At 48.7% G+C, this 24,410-nt stretch carries 19 protein-coding genes, 1 tRNA gene and 1 pseudogene; 16 read left to right on the top strand and 5 right to left on the bottom strand.

The window, feature by feature from the left end:
* The first annotated feature begins 37 nt into the window (after positions 1–37).
* The 3 genes from pal to nadA all read left to right on the top strand — a co-directional run bounded on the left by pal (position 38) and on the right by nadA (position 2,752).
* Positions 38–556, top strand: coding sequence for a peptidoglycan-associated lipoprotein Pal (gene pal, locus BZG81_RS14145; protein ID WP_077647579.1), 519 nt, complete (start codon positions 38–40; stop codon positions 554–556).
* A 33-nt stretch (positions 557–589) separates the two neighbouring features.
* On the top strand, positions 590–1,318 hold the full coding sequence (gene ybgF, locus BZG81_RS14140) for a tol-pal system protein YbgF (protein ID WP_077677689.1): 729 nt from the start codon (positions 590–592) through the stop codon (positions 1,316–1,318).
* A 390-nt stretch (positions 1,319–1,708) separates the two neighbouring features.
* Entirely contained in the window at positions 1,709–2,752 is a 1,044-nt protein-coding gene (gene nadA / locus BZG81_RS14135) for a quinolinate synthase NadA (RefSeq protein ID WP_077677681.1), read from the top strand.
* A gap of 252 nt (positions 2,753–3,004) precedes the next feature.
* Here nadA and BZG81_RS14130 read toward each other — a convergent pair whose 3' ends face one another.
* The 3 genes from BZG81_RS14130 to BZG81_RS15965 all read right to left on the bottom strand — a co-directional run bounded on the left by BZG81_RS14130 (position 3,005) and on the right by BZG81_RS15965 (position 4,753).
* Complete coding sequence (locus BZG81_RS14130; protein ID WP_443216223.1) at positions 3,005–3,325, bottom strand: nucleotidyltransferase family protein; 321 nt, start codon at positions 3,323–3,325, stop codon at positions 3,005–3,007.
* Positions 3,315–3,728: an HI0074 family nucleotidyltransferase substrate-binding subunit gene (locus tag BZG81_RS14125; RefSeq protein WP_077677680.1), complete on the bottom strand. Its 414-nt coding sequence runs from the start codon at positions 3,726–3,728 to the stop codon at positions 3,315–3,317. The genes BZG81_RS14130 and BZG81_RS14125 overlap by 11 nt, the downstream gene beginning before the upstream one ends.
* A 539-nt stretch (positions 3,729–4,267) precedes the next feature.
* A complete protein-coding gene (locus BZG81_RS15965) occupies positions 4,268–4,753 on the bottom strand; it encodes an REP-associated tyrosine transposase (RefSeq protein WP_077677679.1) in 486 nt (161 codons plus the stop codon).
* Positions 4,754–5,449: 696 nt separating this feature from the next.
* Here BZG81_RS15965 and nadS point away from each other — a divergent pair.
* Positions 5,450–5,737, top strand: coding sequence for a NadS family protein (nadS, locus tag BZG81_RS14110; protein ID WP_021024377.1), 288 nt, complete (start codon positions 5,450–5,452; stop codon positions 5,735–5,737).
* Between the two features lie 501 nt (positions 5,738–6,238).
* Here the strand turns inward: nadS and BZG81_RS14100 are convergent.
* Positions 6,239–6,811: a UPF0149 family protein gene (locus tag BZG81_RS14100; protein ID WP_077677677.1), complete on the bottom strand. Its 573-nt coding sequence runs from the start codon at positions 6,809–6,811 to the stop codon at positions 6,239–6,241.
* Between the two features lie 284 nt (positions 6,812–7,095).
* Between BZG81_RS14100 and BZG81_RS14095 the strand changes: the two genes are divergently transcribed.
* Positions 7,096–7,183, top strand: a tRNA-Ser gene (locus BZG81_RS14095).
* A gap of 115 nt (positions 7,184–7,298) precedes the next feature.
* Here the strand turns inward: BZG81_RS14095 and BZG81_RS15960 are convergent.
* Positions 7,299–7,385 (bottom strand): annotated as a pseudogene (locus BZG81_RS15960) (transcriptional regulator); the annotation flags it as partial.
* A gap of 290 nt (positions 7,386–7,675) precedes the next feature.
* On the opposite strand from BZG81_RS15960, the gene BZG81_RS14090 reads away from it, so the two are divergent.
* The 11 genes from BZG81_RS14090 (at position 7,676) to BZG81_RS14045 (ending at position 24,177) form a co-directional block, all read left to right on the top strand.
* Positions 7,676–10,093, top strand: coding sequence for a hypothetical protein (locus BZG81_RS14090; RefSeq protein ID WP_077677676.1), 2,418 nt, complete (start codon positions 7,676–7,678; stop codon positions 10,091–10,093).
* A 76-nt stretch (positions 10,094–10,169) separates the two neighbouring features.
* Entirely contained in the window at positions 10,170–11,249 is a 1,080-nt protein-coding gene (locus tag BZG81_RS14085; RefSeq protein WP_077677675.1) for a hypothetical protein, read from the top strand.
* A 104-nt stretch (positions 11,250–11,353) separates the two neighbouring features.
* Positions 11,354–12,901: a hypothetical protein gene (locus tag BZG81_RS14080; RefSeq protein ID WP_077677674.1), complete on the top strand. Its 1,548-nt coding sequence runs from the start codon at positions 11,354–11,356 to the stop codon at positions 12,899–12,901.
* A gap of 222 nt (positions 12,902–13,123) precedes the next feature.
* A complete protein-coding gene (locus BZG81_RS14075; RefSeq protein ID WP_077677673.1) occupies positions 13,124–14,290 on the top strand; it encodes a nucleotide sugar dehydrogenase in 1,167 nt (388 codons plus the stop codon).
* 312 nt (positions 14,291–14,602) lie between these two features.
* On the top strand, positions 14,603–15,535 hold the full coding sequence (locus BZG81_RS14070; protein ID WP_077677672.1) for an alpha/beta hydrolase: 933 nt from the start codon (positions 14,603–14,605) through the stop codon (positions 15,533–15,535).
* 240 nt (positions 15,536–15,775) lie between these two features.
* A complete protein-coding gene (locus BZG81_RS14065; RefSeq protein WP_077677671.1) occupies positions 15,776–17,140 on the top strand; it encodes an MBL fold metallo-hydrolase RNA specificity domain-containing protein in 1,365 nt (454 codons plus the stop codon).
* Between the two features lie 138 nt (positions 17,141–17,278).
* A complete protein-coding gene (locus BZG81_RS15640; RefSeq protein WP_158011853.1) occupies positions 17,279–17,446 on the top strand; it encodes a hypothetical protein in 168 nt (55 codons plus the stop codon).
* A gap of 886 nt (positions 17,447–18,332) precedes the next feature.
* Positions 18,333–19,673, top strand: a complete 1,341-nt coding sequence (locus tag BZG81_RS14060; protein ID WP_158011852.1) for a capsule assembly Wzi family protein — start codon at positions 18,333–18,335, stop codon at positions 19,671–19,673.
* 84 nt (positions 19,674–19,757) lie between these two features.
* Positions 19,758–22,478 (top strand): SLBB domain-containing protein, encoded by a 2,721-nt coding sequence (locus tag BZG81_RS14055; protein ID WP_241827398.1) that lies wholly within the window; start codon positions 19,758–19,760, stop codon positions 22,476–22,478.
* Positions 22,479–22,758: 280 nt separating this feature from the next.
* Positions 22,759–23,118, top strand: a complete 360-nt coding sequence (locus tag BZG81_RS14050; protein ID WP_077677669.1) for a four helix bundle protein — start codon at positions 22,759–22,761, stop codon at positions 23,116–23,118.
* Positions 23,119–23,193: 75 nt separating this feature from the next.
* Positions 23,194–24,177 carry a Wzz/FepE/Etk N-terminal domain-containing protein gene (locus BZG81_RS14045; protein ID WP_077677668.1) on the top strand — a complete coding sequence of 328 codons (984 nt, stop codon included), beginning with the start codon at positions 23,194–23,196 and terminating at the stop codon, positions 24,175–24,177.
* Positions 24,178–24,410 lie beyond the last annotated feature (233 nt).

Genomic DNA, 24,410 nt, shown 5'->3' with positions numbered 1-24,410 from the left:
AACAACGTGCGCTAACTTTCTAGAAAAGGAAAATAGAATGCAAATCAATAAAGTACTGAAAGGTCTGGCGGTGGCACTGCCAATGTTAACTCTGGCTGCGTGTAGCTCGAGCGACAGCGCGACAGGCAGTGATGCAGGTCAATCCACCAACCAAAACGGCACCACCGTGGTATCACCGGTTGACGGCCAAGGCGCAATGACCGAGCAACAAATCCGTAACCAAGAGCTACGTCAGTCGCAAACCGTTTACTTCAACTTTGACGATTCGTCAGTTCTGCCACAATACGAAGACATGCTGGACGCGCACGCGACTTACCTGCGTGACAACCCAGCCATGGAAGTGGTCGTCGAAGGCCATGCTGATGAGCGTGGTACCCCAGAGTACAACATTGCACTGGGCGAGCGTCGTGCCGAAGCCGTGTCTAAGTACCTGCAAGCGCTAGGCGTACCAGCAAGCCAAATCTCTATCGTGAGCTACGGTGAAGAGAAACCCTTGGTACTTGGCCAAAGCGAAGAAGCTTACGCCAAAAACCGCCGTTCGGTATTAGTGTACTAATCCAGCCGATAGGTAGTGGAAACGAGTATGAAAATAAACAGTAACTCTGTGCGAACCCTCGCGCTGGCGTTACTGGTGAGTGTGGCAGCCCCCGTGGCTGCCACATCAGCTCCGGTGACAGAAGTAGGGGCGGGTAGCACCACCGTCGATCGGTTAGAACGCATGCTACAAGCGCGTAATCAAATGCAGCTTGATATGCAACGTCAACTCGATCAAATGGCGCAAGAACTAAGTACATTACGCGGCAATGTTGAACGCAACAGCTACGAGATCAAACAGGTCGTTGAACGCCAACGGGATCTTTATCGTGAGGTTGATACGCTCAGAACCGCCAAGCAAGCGACGCCTGCGCCGAAAGACACCGCGAAAGACGCCTCACCAGTCAGCTTTACCGATGACAAAAGCGAAAACGCCGCGTATGAAGCCGCCGTCAATCTAATCTTAAAAGAGAAAGATTACCAAGGCGCCACCAAAGCGTTTAAAGCCTTTTTAGCCCAATACCCAGAGTCGGTATACACGGCAAACGCCCACTATTGGCTCGGCCAACTTTATTTCTCTAAAAATAATTTTGAACAGGCAAACCAAGAGTTTACCGCGGTGAGCGAGTTTAAAGACTCCAACAAACGCGCCGACGCACTGCTAAAACTCGGCCTGATTGCGCAAAAACAAGGTAACGGCGACCAAGCCGATCAATACTTCCAGCAAGTGATTGATACCTACCCAGACTCAACCAGCGCCAAACAAGCCAAAAATGCGATGTAGGTTAAGATAAAGCAAGATCGTTGCCGCCTCTGCGCTCTTGCTCTTTCTGTACTCTGTATCCAGTCATCTGTATTCGGGAATGGGAATACAGAGCGCTTCGCTTACGGAATACGGGAAAAGGCAACTCGTGCGCGCATTGTCCTTTTGCTCTTTCTGTACTCTGTATTCAGTTATCTGTATTCGGGAGTGGGAATACAGAGCGCTTCGCTTACAGAATACGGGAAAAGCAAAAGCTGGCACGATATGCTTTTTCCGTATTCCGTATTCCGTATTCCGTATTCCGTATTCCGTCCTCCGTCACCTAGGACCTACGCTCTAGGACTCTAGCTCTACTCGCGTTATACTACCCGGACTGGAAGCCCCGGACTGGAAGTAAGCATGAGTAATCCCATGAGCCAAGTGATTGAAACGTCGCAAAGGGTTTATCCCTTTCCGCCGAAACCGATGGCACTGAGTGACGAAGAAAAACAACAACACGTTGCGCGCATCAAACAACTATTAAAACAAAAAGACGCGGTACTTGTTGCTCACTATTACACGGATCCTGAAATCCAAGCCCTCGCCGAAGAAACCGGCGGATGCGTGGCAGATTCGCTAGAAATGGCCCGTTTTGGCAATCAACATCCAGCCAAAACCCTAATTGTGGCTGGCGTTCGCTTTATGGGCGAAACCGCCAAAATTCTCACCCCAGAAAAAACCGTCTTAATGCCCACGCTCAACGCCGAGTGCTCGTTAGACTTAGGCTGCCCAGCGGACGAATTCACCGCGTTTTGTGATGCTCACCCGGATCATACCGTGGTGGTATACGCCAACACCTCGGCTGCCGTCAAAGCCCGTGCCGATTGGGTGGTGACGTCAAGCATCGCGCTAGAAATTGTCGAGCACCTAGACAGCCAAGATAAGCCGATTATCTGGGCCCCAGATCGTCACCTTGGCGCGTATATCGAAAAAGAAACTGGCGCGGACATGGTCCTATGGCAAGGCGAATGCGTGGTGCATGATGAATTTTCAGCCCAAGCGCTTGAGAAAATGAAGCACCTTTATCCTGACGCCGCGATTCTCGTTCACCCCGAATCACCAGCCAGCGTGGTAAAAATGGCGGATGCCGTTGGCTCAACCAGTCAGCTGATTAAAGCGGCGCAAACGCTGCCGAATGAAAAGCTAATTGTGGCCACCGACAAAGGCATTTTCTACAAAATGCAGCAAATGGTGCCAGACAAAGAATTGGTCGAAGCCCCCACCGCCGGCGCCGGCGCCACCTGTCGAAGCTGCGCCCACTGCCCATGGATGGCGATGAACGGCCTCAAAGCGATTGAAAACGCGCTTGAAAACGGCGGCGAAGAGCATGAAATCCACGTTGATGATAACGTGCGCGAAAAAGCGTTAATCCCGCTCAACCGCATGCTCAACTTTGCCGCTGAAATGAAGGGGTAAAGAAGTGCCTAGGATCCTAGGTCCTAGGCACTGCTTTCTGCTTTTCCCATACTCCGTAGGCGAAGCGCTCTGTATTCAAGATCCTGAATACCGAATACCGATGACAGAATACGGAAAGAGCAAAATCCCCGATGCGTGCACGGTTTGCTCCTTGTATTTTCTAGCCTCTAGAAGCGAAGCGTCTCGTCTCTTTCCCGTACTCCGTAAGCGAAGCGCTCTGTATTCCAATTCCCGAATATCGCGTCCTTTCGATTACTTTACTTGCTTGGCTTCTTCGCGAATACGTGTGATGAGCTCGGACGAGTGGGTTTGATGTTTGAGTACGATATCAACGGTGAAGGGAAGCGTCGATTGCTCGAGTTTATCTTGTATTATTGCGAGATCATCGAATGTTAATGCGTTACCCTCAAGCATGATATCGATATCAGAATTATCTCTAAATGTGCCGGTTGCGCGAGAGCCAAAGATCCAGGCATGTTGGACGCCAGGGTGGCTAATTACCATATCCTGGATGAGTTGAAATTGATGCGGTTTTAACCCTATCTCCATCAAGAACGTGGCATTATTGTCCACTTTTATTCTCCAAATAACGCATGATCTCGGCAATAACAGGGGCATAATGTTTAACGATCAGTCTTTGCGCCTCGAGGGCATTTTGCTCGTCATAAGTATGCGAAAGCAAATTTCGTTTTACTAGCGCGTCAAGCAAGGTTTCACACTGATCTGACGACAGATGGTTGGCTTCTAACGCTGTGCGAATAACACTGCGCGGCGATGCAACATCAAACCCTTCGTAGCTTAATAAATCTTTTAAGGTTTTCCATGTGAGCTCAAACGTAAACTCAAAGGTTTGCACGAGGCCGGCCAGCTCAAGTTCATTATAGCTTTCTTGTCCGCAAGCGCTTTCAAGTCGACATTGTGCTTTAACCAGGTTTTGAAGTCGAAGTTGCCAGCGCTCTAGATGTGTATCCGTCATTTTCACCTCCTTGCAGGTTTAGGGAATCGGTACCCGAATTTTGTCATACGCCGACACAACCACCAAAACATAAACCAGGCGTAGGTCGGCATAAGCGCCTTCTCGATCGCACAAGCTTGGTGTGATTTCCGCCGCGCGCCCGTTGCACGGCGCCATCCGATATTGTGGTCAAAATTGGCACCGATGTTAAATTTGGCACCGATGTTAAATTTGACAACGGTCGTGACAGGCGCCCGTTGGCAATGTGCCCATATCCAACATCGCGTAAGGGCTTGTGTCACCTACGCCAATGGGATCATCGATATATAAACCAGGCGTAGGTCGGCATAAGCGCCTTCTCGATCGCACAAGCTTGGCGTGATTTTCGCCGCGCGCCATCCGACATGAAAGCCAAATTTGGCACCGATGTTAAATTTGGCACCGATCGTAACAAGCGCCCGTTGGCAATGTGCATCATAGTTGACACCTTGCCGGGGCTTGTGTCACCTACGCCAATGGAATCATCGACGTTTAAATTATCGTTCTGCATCGATAATTGCTCAACACAAATTCCACGAGGGATGATAAATCCCTCTTTTAACTTCACGATGAAATGAGGAATACGGCCAATCAACGACGCGCTCAACCCAACCATGTTTAACCGGATTGAAATGCACATAATCAAAATGATGCTTAAAATCTCGCTCATCCCTGATTGTATGCTCCCAAAATCGATCTTGCCATACCATCCCTTTTCCTGTAACGAGTCGCTTATCAATTCGGGACACACTTTTAGTAAATAGCTTCTTTATCTCGCGCCACCTGGTTGAATAATCTGAGTCATTGTTGGGAAGCGTCCAAATAGCATGTAAATGATCAGGTAAAACGACCCAAGCATCGATTTGAAAAGGACGAGACGCTTTGACGGTTGCCACCGCTGAACGCAGTAACCTTATATGCTCCGTGAGCAATTGCATCTCTCTGTCGTGTAGATTTACCGTAAAAAAATACGTGCCACCATGTGCATAATTTCTCCGATACCGCATTCCAGGCTCTCTTTTGCCACCTTCACATACGATCAAGTGACGCGAACCCAAGGCAGGAATCAAGTTTCATTACAATAAATTAGAATTCAGCCGCGAAACAAGATCGAAGGTGTTTGTTGTGCCGTAGCTTGTGTCATCGTCGCCAATGGAATCATCGATATATAAACTAGGCGTAGGTCGGCATAAGCGCCTTCTCGATCGCACAAGCTTGGTGTGATTTCCGCCGCGCGCCCGTTGCACGGCGCCATCGACATCGTGGTTAAAATTGGCACCGATCGTGACAGGCGCCCGTTGGCATAGTGCATCATAGTTGACATCTTGCCGGGGCTTGTGTCACCTACGCCAATGGAACCACCGATATATAAATCAGGCGTAGGTCGGCATAAGCGCCAGCACAGTGCCAATAAGTATCACAATGTGGGCCGCGCGCCATCCGACATCGTGGTCAAATTTGGCGCCGAACGTAACAGGCGCAGTGCATCAACGAACACATTCTTAGTGTACTGTGTACCCATTGTTTCGTTAGGCTATATTGACATTGGGTACTTAGTACACATACTATAAGGTATAAGGAGCTCCAAACGTGAGCCACGCACTCCATTTTATTGAGACCCCAACATTTACCAGATTAATTACTGTACTCGCATCTGATGATGAATTGAAAGAACTAGTTAAACAACTTCGAGGTAATGGGGAATGAGTATTTTTGCAGATCTAAAGACGTCCCTTGAAGAGGCGGTCGAAATCAAGAAAGAAAACATGGAGCCCTCTCGTGTTACTTCTTATGCCATTGAAGACGTTAAGGCTATTCGTGAAGATATTCTGAATGTATCTCGCTCTGAGTTTGCCAAAGCAATGAGCGTGAGCGTAGAGACAGTAAAAAGCTGGGAAAATAAGCGTCGTAACCCCTCAGGCTTAGCGGCGAAGGTGCTTCACACTATTAAAGATAACCCTGAGTTTTATAAAGCATTAGAAGCTCATTAGTGGCAGCAAGTTGTCTATATTACCTAAACAATCTGTAGGTCGGCAGGCGCCAGCACAATGCCAATGGGATCATCGATATATAAACCAGGCGTAGGTCGGACAAGCGCTGGGGCGGTGTTAATCATGAATACCTAAGCCAAAGCGCGCCTCCGACATTGGCGGCCAAATTTAGCACCGATGTTAAATTTGGCACCGATGGTGACAGGCGCCCGTTGGCAATCTACACCTATCCAACATCGCGCCGGGGCTTGTGTCATCGTCGCCAATGGGATCATCGATATATAAACCAGGCGTAGGTCGGCATAAGCGCCTTCTCGATCGCGCAAGCTTGGTGTGATTTTCGCCGCGCGCCCGTTGCACGGCGCCATCCGACATCGGCGGTTAAATTCGGCACCGATGTTAAATTTGGCACTGATCGTGACAGGCGCCCGTTGGCAATCTACACCCATCCAACATCGTGCAGGGGCTTGTGTCACCTACACCAATGGCACCACCGGTTATTTACTCCGCATCCTCCGCCAACGCCGCGCCGTGGTGGGTAAGACCACACAACATAGTCGGCATGGCGTTGAAGATTTCCTCAAACTGTGCCAGCTCTTCCGCGCCTTGTGCTTCCATGGTGGAAAGCGCGGTTTCGGGATCGTAAAGCAAGCTAATAGACAGCACTACGCCACCGAGTAGGGCATTACCATCGGTGTTTTCCGGCATCAGCGTTTCCCAATCATCCCGGGTCAGGCTCCAGCCTTGCAGCAACCCTTCGGCGAAGTCGCGCGTCGCTTGATTGACAATCTCAGCGTCATCCAACAAACAGCCTTCCGGCCACTGCCAGTTCTTTTCTAAAAGCTGCTGGCGCTGTGCGTTCCAGATATCAACAATCAGGTTCGCGTACTGCTCAAACTGCTCATGGCTCTCAAACGGTGCTTGCTCGTCGCCACCCCACATCACGGGGAGCCACTCACTCGGGCTAATCACATGGGGCGCGGCCGCCATAGCGGTGACCACACCACGGGTTTGCATCTCGTTGAGCAGTTGCTCGCTATCAGCATGTTGGGTAAGGAATTCGGATAAAGTCATCAGGCTCTCATTCGTATTCGATGTGTGTGCCGAGTTTAACAGCTTTCACTGTTGCTTGCTTCTATTGGGTCGCAAGTCGCACGCCTCATACTAGTGATCTCAACGGGTTGTCGAACCTGTATTTTTGACCCGTATAAATACTTTTGGTGATGGAATAGCCATTTAAACCTAAACCTATCACCAACACCTTGACCCCAACGCGGCAACTCTCTATAGTACGCCCCGTTAACGTGACAGCGGGCTATACAGTCACCCAGCATAAAACGTCGTTTAACACACAATATGGTGAGGTGTCCGAGTGGCTGAAGGAGCACGCCTGGAAAGCGTGTATACGGCAACGTATCGAGGGTTCGAATCCCTCTCTCACCGCCATCATTAAAAAAACCGCCCTCGTGGCGGTTTTTTGCTATGTGCAGTGGCTAAAAAGAGCGAATAAGGCACCTTTGATGCTAGCTAGCTCACTCATCGATAATTAATGATCTCAATGTATGTTAACACGCAAGCTCTTCAACGCTTGGCCTTGGGTTAACTCACAAAACAGTAGGCGTTTGATGATTTTGTCCGCTTGTGTTTGCCCTCAGGAGAGCGACCACATCTTGTATAGACTCTTTATGACTTGGCGTATTTATAAAAGCACTACCTATTGATTTATAAGTAAACGATTATTCGTTAACAGAAACACTGACTAAATTACGATTAATTAAACACATATCGTAACCTACTGATATAAAAGTGACAGTTGATACGAGTAGACACTCTCGATCTCTTGGTATAAGTGTGATAACTATCACGCAATATACAGTGATATTTTGCATATTTTTGTTTACTATTATTTTCGGTTGTAAATAAAAAAAGGCAATGCATATGAAAAAAACACTTCTAACGAGTGCTATCTTGGCCAGTTTAGCGCTGACTGGCTGCACAGATAGTGACTCGGCAGGCTCATCCTCTGTATCCTCCTCTAACGCCACCGTGTCAGGGACTGCCAACAAAGGGATTGTGAAAAACGGTCAAGTAACGCTTTGTGAGGCATCCAAAGCAAACTTAGATACCGAAAGTTGTGCAGACTCTATTATTAAGCAAGGAGAAACCAATGATCTAGGACGCTTTAATATTAGTGATGTGCCAAAAGACGAATCTATATTAATGGTGCTATCACCAATAAAGGATGATAATGGTAATATCATTACGCAAATGAAGTGTGATTACCAGACCTGTCTAGATAATGGTAAAGAGTTTGGCGAATTCTTTGATGTTAAAGAATCCTTTAAGCTAACAGCAATTATTTCTTCCAACTCCGATGCTGTTACTGCGAATATTACACCAATCAGTGATACGATCACAAAAAGAGTGAAGAGTCTCAACCAATTAGATAAAGTTGAAATATCGACCATTGATGCCGGTGAAAAGCTAGTAGCGAATGCACTAGGCCTCTCTTCAGAGACTATAAGAGAGAAGGGTGGAGTAGATATCACCGACCCTGAAAAAGTTAAACAGGCAGTCGATGCCGGCGATTCTGAAGATGTATTTATTTCTCAGATTAATGCTGTGATTGGTGAAGAATTACTAAAAAAACAAGCGAATGATAAAGCGTATGATGTTATCAATGAAATTAAAGATGGTGACAGAGTTTCAAAACAGAAACGAGATACGATATTAGACAAGACAGAAACTATAAACGAAAAAATAGTTAAAAAAATAAAAGAAGAAAACGTAGACATAGATGCAACTGTCTTCGATAAAATAAAAAAAGAAAAGAAAGATGAGCAAATAAAGTTAGATAATGAAGTGCTTGATAGCATCGAGAGTGACTCGCTCGTGGCTGCCAAGTCACTTGTCACTAAAATACGGACTGTTCTAGATGCCAGCCAAGAAGATGGAAAGCTGAGCCTTGCTTTCAATAACTTCGAAAATGATCTTTCTCAAATTGATCCCCTAGTCGAAGACGACACTAACACAGCAATCGAACGCTTGTTGGACGGTCTATTGGCAGTTGTTAATAAAATGGATCCCGATACGAGCAATGAACTATCAAAATATGAGGTGGCGGTAGATGAAACAACGCAAACTTATAAGATAAAGACTGATAACCTTGAGCTTATTGTACGTGGCACACTAGATATAGATTATAACCATTTAGAGAACGAGCCATGCACGTCAGATATCGATCAAAAAGAGGTTTCTTGTGAAAAGTGGACTGAAGATGAGACGATTAACAGTAATATCACGATAGTCTCTTTTCGTTCACAAGAGTCAGATGTTATATTGTCGAGTGGTGGTGACACAGAAAATGCAGGTCGCTTAGTCGTCCAAGATCTCAACTTCAGTTCTGAAAGTAACTATCAAGACGGGATTAGCTCCACCGATTCTCAGAATGGGAATTGGCAGGAGCTCACAGGGCAAGAACACACCTCCTCTACGTCTGAAGATAACTCGCTTAGAGATATTAAAGTCGATTTAAATAATGTTCGTCTAAGAACAATGGATCTTGTCAATGGTGTAACATTCACCGGTAATATTACTCTGGATGCCAAAGATGTACGCGAGAGCATAGATAAAAACAGTCAAAGTCAGTTCGAAGCTGATGCTGATGACTCAAGCATTTACGAAGACGAATATCAGAGTCAAAAAGAATCTGAGTTTACTGCAGCGGCAATCAACACAACCTTTGATGGAAGACTAGAAACAACTACCGCGACACTCTCTGCTAAGCTAGCAGTCGAGCTTAATAACCCCAACGGTATTGTTTATTTTGAACAAACATCAGAAATATGGAGGCACTGGGGAGAAAAGCTAGATGTAAACGAGTACGCCTATAGCAACTCACAAAGCAGCGATAGCGACTCGGGTCTTAGCACGGGTATGGATAATGATGGTAATTATGTCGCAGAGGACAGAAATAACTACCTTAGAGGGAGTATAACAGCAAGTCTGTCAACGGTGCTGGATAAAGACAAAGATCAGCAACAAGAAGCACGTCTATCTGCAACAGTGACACGGCCATCGTTGCTTCGATATGATGTGAGCAGTGAGATTAAATATAATGAAAACGAGCTAGATCTAACAACACTAATTGATCCCGAAAGTGATGATCCAACAAAAATAGTGATCACTGACGACAACGCCACGATGACGCTTTATGAAAATGAAGAAGGGCAGACGGCTGGCGAAATTACCGTCAAAGGTAAAGCTGTTGCTAAAATCGAAGAGCCCAAAAATGATGTTATTTTAGTTAACTATGCACTAGGTAATGATAAGTTCGAACTCAATACCTTGTTTTAATCGTTCAAGTTGATGACGAGAAAAAAGCCACAACGAACCAATGTTGTGGCTTTTTAAATAACCAAGAGAGAAAAATATGTCGTTAACAGCAACTTTGTTGGCATCAAACTTGAGCTTGTATCCAATTCCACATCAAGATAAAGAATGGCAGGTTTTTTCCAATGTGGTGGCCAGCGGATATGTGGAAGATAATTCTGTCTATCAATTAGTAAAGGGAAATAAAGGGAAGTACGATTATGGCTCCGAATATGCATACACATTCAACCAAGCAGAGCTTGGTGTCGGCTATCAAGATATATCGCTCGCGATATTCTCTCGTTATGAATGGTATTTAGACTACAGTTCAGACACATTAAAAGTCCATGCACAAACGACTAATCGCGAAGACTTAGATAAAAACAATAACTATAATATATACCTTGAAGCTAATCACCTGATAAGTGAAGGTATAAAGTTAGCTTACTCACCAAGCATAACCGATAACTTCCACACCCATTTTGCCGTTAGCTATTTAAACGCAAAAGAGCTTATGGATGGTAAGTTATGGGGGGACTTTACCCAAAGAAGTCAAAAAAACTATCAAGGCCAACTTTATCTTGACTATTCATTCACAGAAGATGAATTACTTGGCTATGACATGCGAGCGCCTAAGAGTGATTATGCATACACGACCGATTTCGGATTTACGTGGTTGTTTCATGAACAAGGGCTGTTCTCTTTTTATGCGCAAGATGTATATAGCAGGATTAGCTGGGTTGATGCGCCCTATAACCGCGCCGAAGCGAACTCTGCGCGTGTTGACACCGACGATAATGGCTTTGATTCGGTCAGGCCTGCGGCAAAAGCGATTTTAGGCTACCAAGACCATATCCAAACGCTACCTACTAAATATCATACTAGGCTCGCATACATAGTTGATGATCAATCCATATCGACCAAGCTATTCAGTGTTGGTGACTTGTATTTGGTAGATGTTGAGTGGAGTAGACAGTGGAACCAACGGGTCTACACGGAAATCAGCTATACACCGCAAACGCAATCATGGGGCGCAAAGCTTGCGAGTCACGGTATTCATTTAGCGGTAAAAGCTGACAACACCGACTATCAGCAAGCGAGCGTGATTAATGTTGCAATTGGTTATACCTATCAGTGGTGACAACCAAATAGATCCGGCTCACTTTTTGCATAAATCACGCTATCAGACATTCAAAGGCAAGCACTTGCCGCCAGATTGGCTCAAAAATCAAAAGAGTATCAACCATGTTTAACAAACAGCTTTTAGCGATTCTTATCCCTTTAACCTTATCCGGCTGCGGCGGCGGCAGCGACGACAGCGGCAGCAGCCAGCCCAAGCCAACGCCTAAGTATACCTTTGAGTTTGCAGCTATTTATGCAAAGTCATCTCCTGATAGCAATTGTGCTGTCTATGGCGAAAAACAAGATGGAAAACAAATACTCGCAACCAAAGATCAGGTAATAAGTGGTAGTAACACGACTGGAACGATTCTCATACAAGATAAGCTAGGTAGCGTGACTGACACCTATGATATCGGATCGAATAAATTAAGCATTAATCAGTCAATTGTTCCAGAAGAGGGGTATGTTTCGTTTGTTCTGGCAAAAGCGGACGATATCCGTGCGGTATCCTATCAGAAAAATGCACTAAGCCAGTCTGTACTATTTGGTTACCCTGTCGACAGCGTCAGTAATAATGATCGATGCGTAACCTCAGGCGCAACCAAACCGGGTGAACGAGAGTATTCAAATGTTAGGGTTGATGTTTCCATTGGCTCTGATGCGCATAGCGTTGGTATCACAACGCCAGATAAGCGAGCGCTTTCATCAAACTTTGGCGCGAAAACGGTCAGCAGAGTATTTAGGAGTGCATTAGGGGTAGGATATGCAGAAAAATCTGCGGGTGATCCTTCTAATTCTGATATCACTGACATCGAAGAGCCCCGAGAAATCACAGATTACAAATTCTTTAATCTGTCCAATAATACTACAGAGGAGCTTGACAAACTAATCGAAAGCAACAGCTGGATAGCCCCTGCGAGCACCTACGACTTAACCTCTGCCGGTCTCTACGTCGACTACCAGCAAACGCCCTATATTTGGCAAAACTTGCCCCACAGTGCGAATGACACCATCACCTACCGCTATGATCCAGACAATAGTAATCTAGATTACTTTTTAATCGCAGAAGGAAGCGTTGACGCTTCAGGTGATCAATGGCAACTATCGACCGCGCAACAATTGTCTGATACGCAACTACACGCGGGATTAGGTCGTACGGATCTGGCAGATAGTGTCACAGTTCCACAACAGACAAACGCGAATATCGATGGAAGTGGAATGTTAACAGCCTATGGCAACGCTGCTGACGGCCAAGCGGGCATCCAACGGATTGCCTACCAAGCCACAAATAGCTCAACAACAGTCACACACGTTATCTACGCTGAGGCAAATGCGCAGCAAACTATTCCGATGTTTGATGACAACGATGTTAATGCCGTTATAAATAATGCGGGTACATTATCTAACTATGACATCAGCGTAATGTACACCAACGACAACACCGATCAACAGCAAGCCCTCGCTGCGTTAATGGCAGAACACAACGATCCAAGTATTACTGATAATAGTGACCTAAGTGTGATTCATTGCCCGTGCTCTTCACCACCTACGAGCGAGAGCAACTGGCACAACAGAAGAAAATCATCGATCACTATCAAATATCGACGAGTAATCCCTAGGGCCCAGGTTAAAGGGTCTCGAGCCTTTCTTGCTCTTTTCCGTAATCCGTAACCGCAGCACTCCGTATTCAACTTCCCGAATACGGAGTACTGAATACGGGAGAGCAAGAACTCCAATGCGGGCACAAGGCTGCTTTACCTAGTCTCTAGCCTCTAGTTTCTAGAAGCGAAGCGTCTCGTCTCTTTCCCGTATTCTATCGTCTAGGACCTAGGACCTTTCCCCTAGAGCCCCCCACGTGATACCATTTTTCCAGACATTACCTAAGGAAAACCAATGAAAATTGCAGTTGCTGGAACAGGTTACGTTGGCCTGTCAAACGCCATGCTACTGGCGCAACATAACGAAGTGGTCGCACTCGACATCGTAGAAGAAAAGGTCAACCTGCTTAACAACCAACAATCACCGATTGTTGATGCCGAAATCGAACAGTTTTTAGCAGAAAAGCCACTCAACTTTACCGCGACACTCGACAAAGAAAAGGCCTACCAAGGCGCGGACTTTGTGATCATTGCCACCCCTACGGACTATGACCCCGAAACCAACTACTTTAATACCAGCTCAGTCGAGGCAGTGATTAAAGATGTGATGGCGATTAACCCCGATGCGGTGATGGTGATCAAATCGACCGTGCCAGTCGGTTATACCGCAGACATTAAACGCAAGATGGACTGCGAAAATATCCTCTTCTCACCCGAGTTCTTGCGCGAAGGCAAGGCGCTTTACGACAACTTATATCCATCACGAATCATTGTCGGCGAGCAATCCGAGCGCGCCCGTCAATTCGCGACCCTGTTACAGCAAGGCGCAGTCAAATCGGGCATCTCGGTCTTGTTTACCCACTCCACCGAAGCCGAGGCGGTGAAGCTGTTCTCCAACACCTACTTGGCGATGCGCGTGGCCTACTTTAACGAGCTGGACAGCTACGCCGAATCCCACGGCTTGGACGCGCGCCAGATTATCGAAGGGGTAGGGCTAGACCCACGCATTGGCGATCACTACAACAACCCCTCATTTGGCTACGGCGGCTATTGCTTACCGAAAGACACACGCCAACTGCTGGCTAACTACCAAGACGTGCCCAACAACATTATTCAAGCCATTGTTGACGCCAACACCACCCGCAAAGACTTTATTGCTAATGCGATCATCAAGCGTGAACCTAAAGTCGTCGGCGTCTATCGCTTGGTAATGAAGTCGGGCTCAGATAACTTCCGTGCCTCAGCCATCCAAGGGATCATGAAACGCATTAAAGCCAAAGGCATTGACGTGGTGGTGTACGAGCCCGTGCTTGAAGAAGACACCTTCTTTAACTCAGACGTGATCAAAGACTTGGATACCTTCAAACAACGCGCCGACGTGATTGTCGCCAACCGCATGGTCGACGAGATCCGTGATGTAGAAAGCAAAGTCTACACCCGCGACTTATTCGGCGCGGATTGAGGGAAAAACGCAAAGCAGTTCCTAGGACCTAGGATCCTAGGCCCTAGGAACTTTATCTACCAGGGCTGGAACGATAGGCTCTTGCCGTATTCCAATTCCCGAATACAGATTACTGAATACAGAGTACAGAAAGAGCAAAAGCCCCGATGCGAGCACGAGGCTGCTTTTTCTAGTCTCTAGTCTCTAGTCTCTAGAAGCGAAGCGTCTCGACTCTTTCCGTATCCTCCCTCGCAAAATCCCCCAAAAACCATACTGCTCAAAGACCTACCTCGCTTATCCTCCCCCGCACATTCATAACCGGTGGATGATGCCATGTTATTTATTACCAGCCGTATACCCGAACAAGGGCCGACCAGTGAGCCAGGTCGCTGGCTAAGCTTTGATCACCAAAATACCGACATCTCAAAGTGGGTGTATTTTTGCCAACGCGCCGGGCAGGGTGAATACCAAGAGATCACCGCTGCGCCGTTTATGGCCAAACTGAAAGCCTTACCCACGCATACCCAAATACTCTTTTTGCTCCATGGTTATAACAACCAAATGGAAAGTCACATCTTTCCGATAGCGGAGACCTTACAACACCAGTTTGATCGCCTGTCACCCAACGCCATACTGGTGGTGCCGATTATTTGGCCATGTGATGACGATAGCCGGCTCGGCGCGATTGATGATTACTGGGACGACCAACTTGCCGCCACCGCGTCAGGCTTGGCGTTTAGCCGCTTACTGGCGATGTTTGATGACTGGCGCCGCGCCCCCGAGCAACAAACCAATCCGTGCAAACGGCGCATGAACCTGCTCGCGCATTCCATGGGCAACCGCACGCTCATCAGCACCTTTACTCATTGGCACCAACATGCCGGGCTCGACACCATGCCACAATGGTTTCGGCATATCTTTATGATCGCCGCCGATGTTGATAACCAAGCGCTAGAGCCGCACCAGCCGGGCAGGGCCGTCCTCGATGCCGCCAAACAAGTGCATGTCTATTATGCCGCCGACGATATCGCCATGGCCGCGTCAAAAGTGGTGAACGTACGTCACCGCACCGTCACCCGCCGCCTGGGCATGACCGGCCCCGAAAACCTCGACGCGCTCCCCGTCAACAAAGTGACCGTCACCGACTGCGACGCCTTTAACGACCACTTCGACCCAAGCTGGGGACACACATACTTTCTCACCGACGACAACAACCACCCAAGCCCGTTGATAGAACAGATGATGGATAAGATGATAAGAGACTAGAGACTAGAGACTAGAGACTAGAGACTAGAGACTAGAGACTAGAGACTAGAGACTAGAAAACATCTTCGGGCCCGCTCTACGCTCTACGCTCTACGCTCTTCCTAGTCTCTAGTTTCTAGAAGCGAAGCGTCTAGTCTCTTTCCGTATTCCGTATTCCGTATTCCGTACTCCGTATTCTTTTTCTAGGACCTAGGATCTAGGACCCTAGGCCCTTAGGCCCTTCCCAACAAGGACGTAACTATGCCCAACACTTCGCCCAACACCTCACTAAAAACCTCAATCAACACCGACACCCTCACTGTCACCCACCATGGTGGCTATCAAACCGTGACGGGCTCTTGTCACCAAGTGGATATAAAACCAAGCGGCTTACGTTTGCTGATTGACTGCGGCCAATACCAAGGTGATGACGCGCGAGAGGCGAGGGTAAACCTCAACGGCAAACGTATTGATGCATTGATCCTCACGCATGCCCATATCGACCACTGCGGTTTGCTGCCTTGGCTATTGGCGGCTGGCTTTAACGGCCCCATTTATTGCACCGAGGCCACCGCCGCTCTGGTACCGCTATTGATTGATGACACTTTAAAACTGCGACTTAATATGGGTTATGGCCATCGTCAGCGCGTACTCGACCGTATCCGTCAGTTAACAGTGACGCTGCCTTACCATACTTGGCATCGGCTAAAGCCTAAGCAAAAAGGGCAGCCTGCGACCTACTTGCGCTTGCAACCGGCCGGACATATTTTGGGCTCGGCCTATGTCGAATTAAAACTGCCCGACGAGCAGCGCGTAGTGTTCTCTGGCGATTTAGGGCCCAGCAACACGCCATTGTTGCCCGATCCAACCCCGCCAAGCCGTGCCGATATCTTGTTTTTAGAATCCACCTACGGCGATAAAACCCATGAGTCCGTCGCCATGCGCGCTCAGCGGCTCGAGGCGATTATTCAACGGTCACTCGAAGACGGTGGCGCGATATTGATCCCCGCGTTCAGTGTCGGGCGCACCCAAGAGCTATTGTTTGATATCGAGCAGCTTATTCACCAAAAGCAGCTTGATGATGCGCTCCCCATCATTCTCGACTCGCCGATGGCGCAAAAAGTGACCCGTCACTATCGCCAGTTTAAAAAGCTGTGGAGCAAAGAGGCAAAAACCAAACTGAACCAACACCGCCACCCGCTAGCCTTTGAGCAGTGCATCACCATTGATGAACACAGCCAGCACATAGCACTGGTGAACCGCCTAAAACAAACCGGTGAGCCGGCCATTGTGGTCGCCGCCTCCGGCATGTGCCAAGGTGGTCGCATCATGAACTATCTTGCCGCGTTACTTGAAGACAAACGCACCGATGTGATTTTTGCCGGCTACCAAGCCCAACACACCCTCGGCCGCGATATTCAGCAAGGCAACCAACAAGTGTGGATAGACAATATCCCTGTCAGGATTAACGCGCAAATCCACACAATTTCCGGTTACTCCGCCCACGCCGATCAAAATGACCTGGTCAACTTCGTGCAAGGCATCCAACCGCCCCCAAAGCAGATCCACTTAATCCATGGAGAACCCGACAGCCAGCAAGCGCTAGGCGCGATGTTAAATGGATAAAGCAGTGCCTAGGACCTAGGATCCTAGGCCCTAGGAACTTTAGCTACCAGAACTGGCACGATACGCTTTTTCCGTATTCCGTATTCCCATTCCCGAATACCGATGACTGAACAGAGCACAGAAAGAGCAAATGCCCCAATGCGAGCACGATGCTGCTTGGGCGCCAGTTGCACTGCGCCTGTCACGATCGGCGCCAAATTTGACTTTAATGTCGGATGGCGCGCGGCGCAAATCACACCAAGCTTGTGTGATCGAGAAGGCGCTTATGCCGACCTACGCGATATTCAAGCTCCCGAATACCGATGACTGAACAGAGCACAGAAAGAGCAAAGGCCCTGATGCGAGCACGAGGCTGCTTGGGCGCCAGTTGCACTGCGCCTGTCACGATTGGCGCCAATTATAACACCGGCGCCAATATTGACTTTAATGTCGGATGGCGCGCAGGGCAGTTCCTAGGACCTAGGATCCTAGGCCCTAGGAACTTTAGCTACCAGAGCTGGCACGATACGCTCTTTCCGTATTCCGTATTCCGTATTCCGTATTCCGTATTCCGTAGTCCGTAAGCGCAGCGCTCCGTATTCAAGATCCCGAATACCGATGATGGAATACAGAGTACAGAAAGAGCAAAAACCCGGATGCGAGCACGAGGCTGCTTTCCCTAGCCTCTAGTCCCTAGTTTTCCCCATTCCGTGATCTATCCCTTCTTTTTCCAACAGAGTTGACGACAAAACAGTCAAACTGATCTTATCAAGTGATTTCTCATCGGTTTTCACTTTAAATGACCGCTGAGCTATGTAGAATACGTCAGACATTTGACGCACTGTACTGGGCAGCGAGTAAGCAAACGCGTGTTACCGTGTCGGGCAGTGCTGAATAAATAGAGTGACAGCCACAAACCGCAAATGCGTACAAGGGGAACGACACCTCATGGCGGTAGCGTATCCAATCGACACTGGATGCCAATAGCAGCGCGTTGCACAGAGTGTAAATATACGAGACGGATAGCGGTTTGGTGTCATAAAGGCGTCACTCAAATTGTCAAAAATAGGACAAAAAAACCAATCACCGCGCACAGGGGAGCGACACCTCCGGGCGGTAGCGTATCCAAATGGCACGGCTAGCCCGTGAGCGTACAGTCATTTCTTCTCACATTTGCAGCGTTGTTAAATCACTTATGACATGTTCAAAACGGATGAACTTTACATCGCTTCAGCTTGGCTACGGTCAAACCCTGGCGATGCTGGTGCTGCTGATGAGCACATCGGTGGCGGCGTCGCCATGGCTTGAGGCCAACGACCCTTTTCTGCGCGCTGATCTTACCGCCTTGTCCGATGCCGGTGAGCTCAACGGGCCGATTAACCACTACCCGTTACGCTGGTCAAGCTTTTACGATGACACAGCGCCACGTCAACACGCCAACACGGGCCAATCGGCACGGATGACGGCGCGTGATGACATGCTTAATACCGCCCGCAACCACGTCCGCTACCGCGCGCATGCCGCGAAATTTAATCGTGCGCCGATTGAGTTTGACCTATATTGGGCCAATGACCCGGCCACCGCTCTAGACTACGGTGACACCCCGCGGCATGAATGGCTAATCGGCTCGGCGTACCAATACATGAGTAATCGTTTTGCCTTTAAAGTCGCTAACCAATATCGCCGAGACGCGAATGGCGATAAAGAATACACCTGGCAGGGGTCTTATTTAGCATTAAACGACGGCCGTTGGTTATTTACGCTTGGCCAAATCGACCGCTGGTGGGGACAAGGCTGGCAACACAATCTCATATGGGGCAATCAGTCGTCCCCCGCGCCCAGCGCCTCACTCAGCTATCTAGGTGATTACCTTCCCGTATTAGGATACTGGTCGCTCGACACCGTCTACCAATTACCAGACAAAACCGGTTACGACACCCACTGGGCAGCACGTTTGGTTAGCCAGCCGATTCGCCAGTTTCAACACGGGGTCAGCTATCAAAAATGGCAAGATCCAAACGGCGAGCGCCAAATCAGCGAACAATGGGCATGGGATGCCAAACTCGCCTTGCCCGCCTTTGATTGGCCGGTTGCTCACGCACTCTATACCGAACTGGCCAGCAACTACCAAGGCCAAGAGTTGGCAACCAGCTTAATTGGCTGGAGTGGTCAAACCGAGATCGCGCGACAAAGCGTGCGTCTAGTGCTTGAGCAGCAAACCACCCACGATGGCTTTGAGTCGTCGTTGGCGAATACCCCAGCGGTGGACCAACAGCTATCCTCCGATCAACTCGGTGGCAACAGCACCACATATGGATTAGATAACAGTCGTTCGGTGGCAGTGTATACCCAGTTCAATAACGATCATGCGATTAAATTAATGCTGGCGGATCGGGAACAAGCCACTCACAACTGGCACGAAATTGAAGCCAGCTATCGTCTGCCGGTGGCAACGGTCATGGTCACCCTAGGCGCCAGCCAAACCGATGACGACGCGCCCAATGTGGCAGACGCCAATACACGAGTTTGGCTCAAATATCAGATGCGGTTTTAATCGCCGCTTAACCTGCAATGACTGATAACAACGACCGCTGATATCAACTATCACTGTGAATAATAAGTACGGATCACGCTCACTATGTTAACGCTTTCATCTTCAACCGGGCGGCCATTAGGCGCCACTATTATGCGCGGCCTGACCCGTTGTGCCCCCGCGCTATTGTCCTGTGCCCCCGCTCTGTTACTGGGCGCGGCGATGCTCACAACAGCCCCGCACGCCGAGGCGGCCACACCAACCGCCAGCCAGCTGCAACAGTTAAAGCAACTACCCCGCGCACAACAAGAGCAGCTTGCACGCCAGTACGGTGTGGATCTTGATAGCTTATCGACAAGCAGCAGTGATAACGAACAGCAAAATGCGAATACCACCCCCGAAACACCCGAGCGCATCGGCGGTGAGCAAAGCCAATCGGATAACATACGCCACCCCGGCAAGGCCTCAAGCCAAGACGACGACACACTCAAACCTTTCGGTTATGCCTTTTTTGATGGCAAACCCGCCTCCATGGCGTCGGTCGATGATTTACCACTGCCAAGCGATTATCAAATCGGCCCAGGTGATACCCTTGATATTCAAGTGTTTGGTAAAGAAAACCAGCAATACGATCTCACCGTCAAGCGTGATGGCAACATCCATTTCCCTAAATATGGCCCGATGCAAGTCGCTGGCGAGACCTTCGGTAAAGTGCGCGAACAAATCAAAGCCATGTTCGAGCAGCGCGTGATTGGCGTGGATGTTACCGTTGATATTGGTGCCATGCGTACCATGCAGGTGTATCTTGCGGGCGATGTCAAACAGCCCGGCGCTTACACTGTTAACGGCTTAACCACGGTAACCCAAGCCTTGTTGGCCAGTGGCGGGATCAAAACCAGTGGCTCATTGCGTGATATTCAGTTAAAGCGCAATGGCAAGGTGATTGAAACCTTAGATTTATACGACTTGCTCCTCGCCGGCGACAGCAGCAACGATGTGCGCTTACTCAAAGGCGACACCTTGTTTGTGCCTGCGCGTGGCGCCCAAGTCGCCGTTGAGGGAGAAGTATTGCGCCCAGCATTATATGAGCTGAATGGCCCAACCACCCTTGCAAGCGCCATCAATATGGCAGGCGGCGCACTACCAGAAGGATACTTGTCGAGCGTTAGCGTTAAACGCGTGACCGAGTCGGGTATTCAGCAATTTAGCCTCGACATGAGCACCAGCAAAGGCCAAGCCTTTACGGTAAAAAACGGCGACGACATTAAAATCGCCCAAAGCAACGACGCGCTCGACAACGCCGTGGTGCTTCGTGGTGAGGTTGTTCGCCAAGGGGCCTACAACTTTGAGCCGGGGATGACCATTGCCGATCTGGTCAGCAATGCCCAACGCGACCTAAAACCCACCGCCGATCTTAATTATGCGCTGGTGGTGCGCGAAATCGACGCTGAGCGCAATATTGAAGTGTTGCAATTTAAACTGGGCCAAGCCATTGACCACCCCAACTCGCCAGATAACTTGCGCTTGCAACAAGGCGACCAGGTGTTTGTGTTTAATAACGGCATCGACAGCCAATACTGGGATCAACGTCAATCGGCAAAAGTGGATAAATCACGCCTTAACCGAAAGGGCAATGGCGGTAGTTACATTGATGCAGAAACCGGCGCAGAAGTACAAAGCCAAACCAAGCAAAACGAATCAAAGTTAGCGAAAAAACTGGCAGAGCGTGATGACGAAGGCGAACGTTCACTGCGCGAGCAAGAGCTTGAGCCAATCATCGAGCGCTTAAAAGACCAAGCCAACAATCAATACAATGCTGCGATTGTAGAGCTGGGTGGCGCGGTAAAATACCCGGGCGTGTACCCATTACCGGCCAATGCCTCGTTTGAGCAATTACTCGATGCTGCTGGTGGGCTGACCGAAGCGGCCTACGTTAAGCAAGCCGAGATCTCACGGCGCCAAGTGGTGGAGGGCCGTTTGACCGTGCGTCATTATCCGGTGGATTTAAATAAAGCCATCAAAGGCGAGGGCCCGCAGTTTGCTATTCATCGCCAAGACCGGATTAACATCAAAACTAAGCCTAATTGGCATAAAAACAACACCATTGAACTACAAGGCGAAGTGCGCTTCCCTGGCGTGTATGCCTTTGAGCGTGGCGAAACCATTCAAGACGTGATTGAACGCGCCGGCGGCCTAACCGAATTCGCTTACCCCAAAGGGTCGGTGTTTAGCCGTGAACGACTCAAGCGCCAAGAAGAAGAGCGCTTAAAAATGCTCAACCGCCAACTGCAACAAGAAATCAGCAGCCTGGCGCTACGCCGTCAAACCAGCAGCGCCCAATATACAACCAGTCCGTCAGAAGCCCTATCATTGGCCGAAGAGCTACAAAACGCCGAAGCCGTTGGCCGCATGGTGATTTCACTGCCTCGCGCACTTGAAGGTGACGACGTTGCCAACATCATGATCGAAAACGGCGATAAGCTCTACGTACCGCCGAAAAACCCGGTGGTCAGCATTATGGGCGAAGTGCAATTCACCTCAAACCAACTGTTTGAACCGAGCATGACCGTCAGCGACTACATCGAATCCGCCGGCGGCACCAAACAACAAGCCGACACCGACCGCATCTACGTTGTCCGCGCCGACGGCTCAGTAATGATGCCCAACAACAGCTTCTGGTTCAGCCGTAGTCAAAAACAACTCGAACCCGGCGACACCATCATCGTCCCAATCGACACCGACTACCTAGACGGCCTAAGCACCGCCTCCACCGCCACGCAAATCCTCTACCAAATGGGCGTAGCATGGCAAGCGGTTAAAGATTAAAGCGGGTAAGAGCAGTCTCGTGATCGCATTGGTCTTTTGCTCTTTCCGTACTTTGTATTCAGTCATCGATAATCGGGAATGGGAATACGGAGCGCTTCGCTTCTAGAAACTAGGGAGAGACTAGACGCTTCGCTTCTAGAAACTAGAGACTAGGAAAAGCGTAGAGCGGGCCCTAGAATGTTCTCTAGTCTCTAGCGGTGTCTCGCAGAAATGTAAAGACAAAAAACACAAACAGTGGATGAGTTGTATTCTTTGCCACAAAGGCGAGAGGTCTCAATTTATGCTGTTTGAAAAACTGAGTGTTTGGCAACGCTCATCAAAATTAGCGTGTTCGGTATTTAGTACATTTGAGCGTAACAAGAATTTTGCGCTTAAAGATCAAGTGTTTCGTTCATCCCTATCAATACCCTCAAATATTGCAGAAGGGGAAGAACGCGAAACATCAAAAGAAAAAGTTCGCTTTTACTACTACGCCAAAGGCTCATGTGGTGAATTGGTTACTCAGCTGCAAATCGCGATTAAAACCGAACAAATAGAACGAGAAGCTGGTTTGGCAATGGTCCGTGAAGCAAGAGAAATTGCAAAAATCCTTGCTAGCTTGATAACACGACACAAACGCGCACTCAAAGTAGCAACTTGAATAATCAAAGGAAGGTATGGCACCTGAACCCTAGTTTCTAGTCTCTAGTTTCTAGTCTCTGTTGCCTCATGGTTTATGACTAAGCAAAATATCGAACACTACCCTTACCCGCCGCTTTCGCAGCCGGTAGATTCTGACGAAATCGACCTCCGCGAGTTATTTGCCGCGTTATGGCAAGGCAAATGGTTGATCATTGCGATTACCTTTGTGTTTGCAGTCGGTGGGGTGGGTTACTCACTTTATCTTCCCAATACCTACAAATCTGAAGCCTTGTTGGCGCCGGCGAATGAATCCGGTGGTGGGGGCTTGGCCGGTATGGCAGGGCAACTGGGTGGATTAGCATCACTAGCTGGGGTTAACCTTGGCAGCGGTGGCGGCAGTGAAACCCAAATAGCGCTCGCTACCTTAAAATCACGCCAGTTTATTAGCGAGTTTGTGCATGCTAATGCGCTAGAAGTGCCGCTARTGGCTGCTGAGGCGTGGGACCAAGAAACGGGCGAGTGGGTAATTGACCCTGAGCGTTATAACCCTGAGACAAAAACCTGGTTAAAACCTGAAGGGGCTCGAGAGAACAAGCCTGCAGCGCCCACAGACTGGGAGCTTTACAAAGCGTTTTCTCAGCTACTGGCTATCAACGAGCAAAAAGATAATGGCTTAGTTACCATTAGCTTTGAGTCAGAATCGCCAATACTGGCAAAACGCGTCACAGAAAAGTTGGTGGCGGCGATTAACGCGCGAATGAAAGCCGATAAGCTGCAAGAAACTAACACCAATATTGCGTACTTGCGCCAACAGCTAGAAAACACCAACCTCACGCAAATGCAGAATGTGTTCTATCAGCTGATTGAAGAGCAAACCAAAAGCTTGATGCTGGCTGAAGTGCAAGATGAATTTGTGTTTAAAACCGTCGATCCGGCCATTGTCCCCGAAGAAAAAGCCGGCCCCAAACGCGCCCTTATCTGTGTACTCGCCACCTTACTCGGCGGCATGCTCGCCGTCGCCATTGTGCTGGTAAGATTTGCGTTTAGGAATGATGAAGATGAGAGCCTAGGGTCCTAGATTCTTGCCTTTTCTGTGATCTGTATTTAAAAGCTCGAATACGGAATACGGAATACGGAATACGGAAAGAGCAAGAGCCCCAATGCAAGCACAAGACCGCTCTTCTCCGTATTCCGTCATCTCTTTCCGCCCACTCCCTCGCAAAATCCCCCAAACCAGGGAAAACTCATGAAGATCCGCACCATGCCTGGGCTAGCGATTTAATGACTTAGTTGTCACTTAAGGCTAAAAAC

The organism is Salinivibrio sp. MA607 (genome assembly GCF_001996245.1).
Classification (GTDB): Bacteria; Pseudomonadota; Gammaproteobacteria; order Enterobacterales; family Vibrionaceae; genus Salinivibrio; species Salinivibrio costicola.
Note: the sequence above shows the minus strand (reverse complement) of the source record. Positions and strands in the feature narration are given on the sequence as shown.

Coding starts and splice junctions, on each gene's coding strand:
- pal (WP_077647579.1), top strand. CDS start 38: ATGCAAATCAATAAAGTACTGAAAGGTCTGGCGGTGGCACTGCCAATG.
- nadA (WP_077677681.1), top strand. CDS start 1,709: ATGAGCCAAGTGATTGAAACGTCGCAAAGGGTTTATCCCTTTCCGCCG.
- BZG81_RS14125 (WP_077677680.1), bottom strand. CDS start 3,728: ATGACGGATACACATCTAGAGCGCTGGCAACTTCGACTTCAAAACCTG.
- BZG81_RS15965 (WP_077677679.1), bottom strand. CDS start 4,753: ATGCGGTATCGGAGAAATTATGCACATGGTGGCACGTATTTTTTTACG.
- nadS (WP_021024377.1), top strand. CDS start 5,450: ATGAGTATTTTTGCAGATCTAAAGACGTCCCTTGAAGAGGCGGTCGAA.
- BZG81_RS14100 (WP_077677677.1), bottom strand. CDS start 6,811: ATGACTTTATCCGAATTCCTTACCCAACATGCTGATAGCGAGCAACTG.
- BZG81_RS14090 (WP_077677676.1), top strand. CDS start 7,676: ATGAAAAAAACACTTCTAACGAGTGCTATCTTGGCCAGTTTAGCGCTG.
- BZG81_RS14085 (WP_077677675.1), top strand. CDS start 10,170: ATGTCGTTAACAGCAACTTTGTTGGCATCAAACTTGAGCTTGTATCCA.
- BZG81_RS14080 (WP_077677674.1), top strand. CDS start 11,354: ATGTTTAACAAACAGCTTTTAGCGATTCTTATCCCTTTAACCTTATCC.
- BZG81_RS14075 (WP_077677673.1), top strand. CDS start 13,124: ATGAAAATTGCAGTTGCTGGAACAGGTTACGTTGGCCTGTCAAACGCC.
- BZG81_RS14070 (WP_077677672.1), top strand. CDS start 14,603: ATGTTATTTATTACCAGCCGTATACCCGAACAAGGGCCGACCAGTGAG.
- BZG81_RS14065 (WP_077677671.1), top strand. CDS start 15,776: ATGCCCAACACTTCGCCCAACACCTCACTAAAAACCTCAATCAACACC.
- BZG81_RS15640 (WP_158011853.1), top strand. CDS start 17,279: ATGCGAGCACGATGCTGCTTGGGCGCCAGTTGCACTGCGCCTGTCACG.
- BZG81_RS14060 (WP_158011852.1), top strand. CDS start 18,333: ATGAACTTTACATCGCTTCAGCTTGGCTACGGTCAAACCCTGGCGATG.
- BZG81_RS14055 (WP_241827398.1), top strand. CDS start 19,758: ATGTTAACGCTTTCATCTTCAACCGGGCGGCCATTAGGCGCCACTATT.
- BZG81_RS14050 (WP_077677669.1), top strand. CDS start 22,759: ATGCTGTTTGAAAAACTGAGTGTTTGGCAACGCTCATCAAAATTAGCG.